The sequence below is a fragment of the Streptomyces aurantiacus JA 4570 genome, assembly GCF_000414115.1.
GTDB lineage: Bacteria > Actinomycetota > Actinomycetes > Streptomycetales > Streptomycetaceae > Streptomyces > Streptomyces aurantiacus_A.
In genome coordinates this window covers 22,985-29,365 of sequence record NZ_AOPZ01000120.1, presented here as the reverse complement: position 1 = coordinate 29,365, position 6,381 = coordinate 22,985, and the positions used below count along the sequence as shown (strand labels likewise).

4 protein-coding genes are annotated in these 6,381 nt (G+C 73.6%); 1 reads left to right on the top strand and 3 read right to left on the bottom strand.

Annotated features, from left to right (window positions below):
* On the bottom strand, positions 1 to 1,420 hold a 1,420-nt coding region (locus STRAU_RS14335; protein WP_259299906.1), incomplete at its 3' end, for an ATP-binding protein.
* Positions 1,421 to 1,584: 164 nt separating this feature from the next.
* Between STRAU_RS14335 and STRAU_RS14330 the strand changes: the two genes are divergently transcribed.
* On the top strand, positions 1,585 to 3,051 hold the full coding sequence (locus tag STRAU_RS14330; protein WP_016641041.1) for an FG-GAP and VCBS repeat-containing protein: 1,467 nt from the start codon (positions 1,585 to 1,587) through the stop codon (positions 3,049 to 3,051).
* Positions 3,052 to 3,082: 31 nt separating this feature from the next.
* On the opposite strand, the gene STRAU_RS14325 is transcribed toward STRAU_RS14330, so the two are convergent.
* Positions 3,083 to 3,619 (bottom strand): cupin domain-containing protein, encoded by a 537-nt coding sequence (locus tag STRAU_RS14325; protein ID WP_052029085.1) that lies wholly within the window; start codon positions 3,617 to 3,619, stop codon positions 3,083 to 3,085.
* A gap of 103 nt (positions 3,620 to 3,722) precedes the next feature.
* Positions 3,723 to 6,338: a bifunctional FO biosynthesis protein CofGH gene (locus STRAU_RS14320; protein ID WP_037659372.1), complete on the bottom strand. Its 2,616-nt coding sequence runs from the start codon at positions 6,336 to 6,338 to the stop codon at positions 3,723 to 3,725.
* Positions 6,339 to 6,381: the final 43 nt, after the last annotated feature.

Here is a 6,381-nt window from a genome sequence, read left to right as displayed (position 1 = left end):
CCCGCAGCGCCCGCCACGCGGGCCGCATCCACGGGCGGCCCGCCTCGCCCCGGTCGGCCTCCTCCCGCGCCCGCCGCCGCGCCGCGAACGCGTCGGCGAGCCGGGCGTGGCCCGAACTCCACGCCTGGGGAGCGGAGTTGAGGCGCAGGCGCAGCATGGGCGCGCGGACCACGTCGTGGTAGCGGGCGCCGCCGTCGGGGCGGTCGGCCACGAAGGGGAGGGTGCGGAGCCAGGCGTACACTTCGGGGGCCGCCGGGGCTTCGGCGTCCCCGCCCAGCGCGGCCGCCACCACCTCCTCGTCGAGCCGCCGCGGCAACGCGCAGTCCAGCGCCGCCGCCCGCCGGCCCGGGTCCCGCTCCCAGCGCAGGAACCGCTCCACGGCCCCCGCGCTCGGGTCGCTCACGTCGGCCGGGCCCCGGGGCCCCGACTCCGCCAGCGTGGAGACGAGCACCGGCAGGCGTCCGGACAGCCGCAGGACCTCCGCCACGACGGGCTCGTCCGTCACGCCCTTGGCGGCGAGGAGGCCGCGCGCCTCGTCCTCGGTGAAGGGGGACAGCGGGACGTCGTACGCGAAGTCGCCCGCGTCGTCCCAGATGTGGGGATCGAGCGGGTGCTGGCCCGAAAGGACCACGACCGTGTTCGCGGGCAGCTCCCCGTACCGGTCGGTCGTCATCAGGTCCCGCAGCCAGCCGTCCAGGAACGGCGCCGTCCGTTCGTACGTGTCGAAGAACAGCACGAGCCACGGGGCCGCGTCCGCCGCGGACGCCAGATCGTCGGTGAGGGCGGGGGTGAGGGCGCGTTCCGGTTCCAGGAGGAGTCCGGCGGTGCCTTCGCCGGCGCCGCGCAGGCGGGATCCGATCCGTTCCCGCAGGCCGTCGGCGCCGTGCGCGAGCTGGTCCGGGTCCACGGCCGCCGCCGCGAACGGGCCGACCAAGGGGACCATGCCGATGCCGACGACCCCGGCGCGGGCGGCGAGGCGGCTGCCGGACGACGGCGCCCCGGGCGCCCCAGCCGCACCGGCCGCTCCGGCCGCTCCGGGGTCCGCCATCGCCTCCCGCGCCCGCTGCCGGTACCCCGCCAGCGCCCGCTCGACGCCCTTCAACCTCCGCCCCTGCCGGGCGAACTGGGCGGCGACCTCCGTCAGCGCCTGCGGCAGCGTGTCCGCCGCCTCGTCGACGTACGCGACCAGCGCCCCCCGGTCGCGGGCCGCCTGCCGCAACTCGTGGACCAGCGACGTCTTGCCGACCCCTGCCGGGCCGTGCACGCAGAACAGGAAGCGGTGGCGCTCGTCCTCCGGCGGCACGTCGAAGTTCTGCCGGAAGAGCCGGAGTTCGGCCAGCCGCCCCACGAAGCCGGCCTGCCTGCGCCGCCGTATCAACGCCTGCATCGACGGCCGTCCCGCGCCGGACCTCCCCGCCATGCCCGCTCCCCCTCGCCCGACAAGTCTCCTGCGACGCACCAGTCTTACCCCTCCGGGGGCCGGTGTGGCGCGCCGCACCGCGAAGACCGGGGTGCGGCATACAACCGTCACCCCCCTTCACAGGTCTTCCCTGCGGACATCCACCCACGTCAGCAGGAGGAACAGTGCGCCGCACCCTCATCGCCGCCGCCGCGGCCGCCGCGCTCGCCGCGCCGCTCGCGCTCGCCGCGTCCGGCACCGCGTCCGCCGCGCCGAAGGCGCCCAAGGCGCCCGTCACCGACTTCAACAAGGACGGTTACGCGGACCTCGTGCTGGGCGCGCCGTACGGCACGGTCGGCGGGAAGGAGAGCGCCGGGTACGTCGCCGTCGTGTACGGCTCCAAGAACGGGCCGGACCGCGCGCACCCGCGTGTCATCGACCGCGGCACCGCGGGCGTGCCCGGCGACGTCACCGAGCACGAGACCTTCGGCAGAGAGCTGTCCGTCGGTGACTTCGACAGCGACGGGTACACCGATCTCGTCATCGGCGGCGGCTTCCTGGCCAAGGGCATCGCCCTGTGGGGGTCCGCCGACGGCCTGAGCGGCGCCGCCGGTGAACTGCCGGAGGCGCGCGGGGACCTGGCGGCCGGGGACTTCGACGGCGACGGGCACCGCGACCTGGTCTCGGCGGCGTATCCGAGGAACGAGGACGAGATCGGCGGCATGACCGTCTCGTACGGCCCGTTCACGCGCGCCGGTGAACCGGCGAGGAAGGACGTCGTGACGATCGGGGCGTACCGCGGGCCGAGCGGGTTCGTCGCCGGGGACATGACAGGGGACGGCGTCGACGACCTCGTGACCAGCCACGACTTCGAGGACAAGGCGTACGCCAGCAAGTTCTGGAAGGGCACGAAGAGCGGGCTCAGCCACGAGGCCAAGGGCCTCAAGTCGTCCCAGGGCGGCGTCGTCGCGGACGTGGACGGCGACGGCTACGGCGACTTCGTCACGCGCGACAACGGCGGCAGCAACGACGACAACTCGTACGAGGCGGGCACCGTGCGCGTCGACTACGGCAGCAAGGACGGCCCCGCCGCCACCCGCACCAAGAAGATCACCCAGGACAGCCCGGGTGTCCCCGGCGTCGGCGAGACGGGCGGGCAGGGCCCGGTCGAGGACACCGACGGCGACCAGTTCGGCGCCGACCTCAGCGCGGGCGACGTCAACGGCGACGGCTACGCGGACATCGCCGTCGGCGTCCCCGGCGAGGACGTCAAGGCGGGCGGCAAGGATGTCGTGGACGCGGGCAGCGTCGTCGTGCTCAAGGGCGCCAAGGCGGGCCTCGGCGGCACCGGCGCGCAGGCGTTCACGCAGTCCACGGCCGGCGTGCCCGGCGCGTCCGAGGCCGATGACGCCTTCGGCGCCCGCGTCCTGCTGTCCGACGTGAACGGCGACAGCGGCGGCATCGGCGACACGTACGCCGACCTGACCGTGGCGGCGGTCGGCGAGGACGGGACGTACGCGGACTCGGGCGCGGCCTGGGTGTTCCGGGGCTCGGCGTCCGGCGTGACGACGTCCGGGATCGTGTCGTTCGGCCCGGGGGCGCTGGGGGCGCCGGAGAAGGGGGCGCGGTTCGGCACCGAGCTGGGCCGCTGACGCGAGCCGGGACGCCTCAGAGCCTGGCGCTCTACTTCGCGGCCTCCAGCGCGGCCCGCCACACCGGGCTGTCGACGTAGTGGTTGTCGAAGCGCTCCGAGGACTCGGCGATCTCCTTCGGGTCGGCCTCGCCGCGCAGCACCCGGCCGAGCAGGCGCAGGTAGTCGAACCGGTCCATGCCCGGCGTGAAGACGAACAGGACGTCCGCCTCGCACCCCGGCGCCGCGGCGAAGGCGTGCGGGGTGTGCGGCGGCACCGCGAGGAAGTCACCCGCGTTCAGGACGGTGACTTCCTCGCCCACGAGCACCTGGAGCGAGCCGCTGATGACGAAGAAGAGCTCCGTCGCCTTGGTGTGGAAGTGGGCCGGTGCGCCCACGGCGCCCGCGGCGAAGCTGGAGCGGTAGCTGGTGAAGCCGGCGGCTCCGGCTCCGGCGCCCGACTCGCCGAGCAGGGTCATCACGCTGCTCGGGTCGGCGCAGGTCTCGGCCTCCGCGCCGCGGGTCAGCACCGCCTGAAGGGGCGTGGCGGGGGCGCTGGTCAGGGAGTTCGTGTTCACGTCGTTGTTCATGATCATGACTCTACGGCTGAAATGACCTGCTGAACAGGTCACTTCAGCAGCAGAAAGCCGGGTCAATCCCTCCGGCTGCCCGGCTGCCCGGCTGCCCGGCCGTCTAGTCGGCCAGCGGCAGCAGCTCCGGCAAGTGGCCGTCCGACGCGGCGGCCGCCCGCTGCCGTTCCTCCGGCACCTCGCCGTAGAGCGTCGTGCGCGGCTTCGACGGGCGCCCCGCCGCGTCCGCGATCGCGACCAGGTCCCGCACCGAGCGGTACGAGCCGTAACTCGACCCGGCCATCCGGGAGATGGTCTCCTCCATCAGCGTGCCGCCGAGGTCGTTCGCCCCGGAGCGCAGCATCTCGGCGGCGCCCTCCGCGCCGAGCTTCACCCAGCTCGTCTGGATGTTGGGGATGTGCGGGTGGAGGAGGAGGCGGGCCATGGCGGTCACCGCGCGGTTGTCGCGGGTGGTGGGGCCGGGGCGGGCGATCCCGGCCAGGTACACGGGCGCGTTGGTGTGGATGAACGGCAGCGTCACGAACTCCGTGAAGCCCTCGACTCCCTTGTCCAGGTTGGCCTGTTGCATCGCGGCCAGGGTGCGGAAGTGGCCGAGCCAGTGGCGCGGCTGGTCCACGTGGCCGTACATCATCGTGGACGAGGAGCGCAGGCCCAGCTCGTGCGCGGTGGAGACGACCTCCTTCCACGTGGCCGTGGGCAGCTTGCCCTTGGTGAGGATCCAGCGCACCTCGTCGTCGAGGATCTCGGCGGCCGTGCCGGGGATGGAGTCGAGGCCCGACTCCTTGGCGCGCGTGAGCCATTCCCGGATCGAAAGCCCGGTGCGGGTCGCGCCGTTGACGACCTCCATCGGCGAGAAGGCGTGCACGTGCATGCCGGGCACGCGTTCCTTGACGGCGCGCGCGATGTCGAAGTACGCCGTGCCGGGCAGGTCCGGGTGGATGCCGCCCTGCATGCACACCTCGACGGCGCCCACGTCCCACGCCTGCGCCGCGCGGTCCGCGACCTGGTCCAACGACAGCGTGTAGGCGTCCGCGTCGGTGCGCCGCTGCGCGAAGGCGCAGAAGCGGCAGCCCGTGTAGCAGACGTTGGTGAAGTTGATGTTGCGCGTGACGATGTACGTGACGTCGTCGCCGACGACGGACTTGCGGACGTCGTCCGCGACCGAGCAGAGGGCGTCGAGGGCGGGCCCGTCGGCGTGGAGGAGGGCCAGCGCCTCGTCGTCCGTGAGCCGCGTCGGGTCGTCGGCGGCCGTCGCAAGGGCCGCGCGCACGTCGCCGTCGATGCGCGAGGGCACCATCCCGGGCGCGGCCTGCTCCCGCAGCGCCTCCCAGTCCCCGTACACCTCGTCGAAGTCGTCGCGCCGGTCGGACGTGCGGCCGGTCGTGTCGATGGTGCGGTGCAGGTCGGTGCGACCCGATGACTTCGTGGCCACGTACCCCTCGTCGGGCTCCTGCCAGGGCAGGCCGCGCACCGGGGCGTCGGGGTTCGCGAGGCCGCTCGACGGGTCGGCGAGCGCCCGCACGTGGGGCAACAGGCGCGGGTCGAGCCACGGCTCGCCGCGCCGCACGAACTCCGGATACACGCAGAGCCGCTCCTGGAGGCGGAAGCCCTCCGCCTCGGACCTGGCCGCCAGCTCCTCGATCTGCGGCCACGGCTTCTCGGGGTTGACGTGGTCGATGGTGATCGGCGAGACACCGCCCCAGTCGTCGATCCCGGCGCGGATGAGCCGCCCGTACTCGCCGTCGACGAGGTTGGGCGGAGCCTGGATGCAGCCGGACGGGCCCATGATGTGCCGCGCCACGGCCACCGTCGCGACCAGGTCGTCCATCTCGGCGTCCGGCATCCCGCGCATCGCCGTGTCCGGCTTGGCGCGGAAGTTCTGGATGATCAGCTCCTGGATGCCGTGGTAGGACCGGGCCACGCGGCGCAGCGCGAAGAGCGATTCGGCCCGCTCCTCGTACGTCTCCCCGATGCCGATGAGCAGCCCGCTGGTGAACGGCACGGACGAGCGGCCCGCGTCCTCCAACACCCGCAGCCGCACGGCCGGTTCCTTGTCGGGCGAGCCGTGGTGCGGCCCGCCCGGCTCGCTCCACAGCCGCGTCGCCGTGGTCTCCAGCATCATCCCCATGCTGGGCGCGACGGGCTTGAGCCGCTGGAAGTCGGTCCAGGTCATGACGCCCGGGTTGAGGTGCGGCAGGAGGCCCGTCTCCTCCAGGATCCGGATGGAGATGGCCCGTACGTACGCGATCGTGTCGTCGTACCCCTCGGCCTCCAGCCACTCGCGCGCCTCGGGCCAGCGGTCCTCCGGCTTGTCGCCGAGGGTGATGAGCGCTTCCTTGCAGCCCAGTTCGGCGCCGCGGCGCGCGATGTCCAGGACCTCGTCCGGTGACATGAACATCCCGTGCCCGGCCCGGCGCAGCTTGCCCGGGACGGTCACGAACGTGCAGTAGTGGCACTTGTCGCGGCACAGCCGGGTGAGCGGGATGAACACGCTCTTCGAGTACGTGATGACCCCGGCGCGCCCCTCCGCCGCGAGCCCCGCGTCCCGCACCCGCCCCGCCGAGGCGGCCAGGTCCTCCAGGTCGTCCCCGCGTGCCTGGAGCAGCACCGCCGCCTCCGCCGCGTCCAGCGCGACGCCGTCCCTGGCACGTTTCAGCGCGCGGCGCATGGCGTTGGCGGTGGGACGTCCGGCCTCGGGGGGCTGTGCGCTGTTGGTCATGCCGTCGAGCATACGAGCGAGAACACCTGACCCCTACAGGCAC

Coding starts and splice junctions, on each gene's coding strand:
- STRAU_RS14325 (WP_052029085.1), bottom strand. CDS start 3,619: ATGAACAACGACGTGAACACGAACTCCCTGACCAGCGCCCCCGCCACG.
- STRAU_RS14320 (WP_037659372.1), bottom strand. CDS start 6,338: ATGACCAACAGCGCACAGCCCCCCGAGGCCGGACGTCCCACCGCCAAC.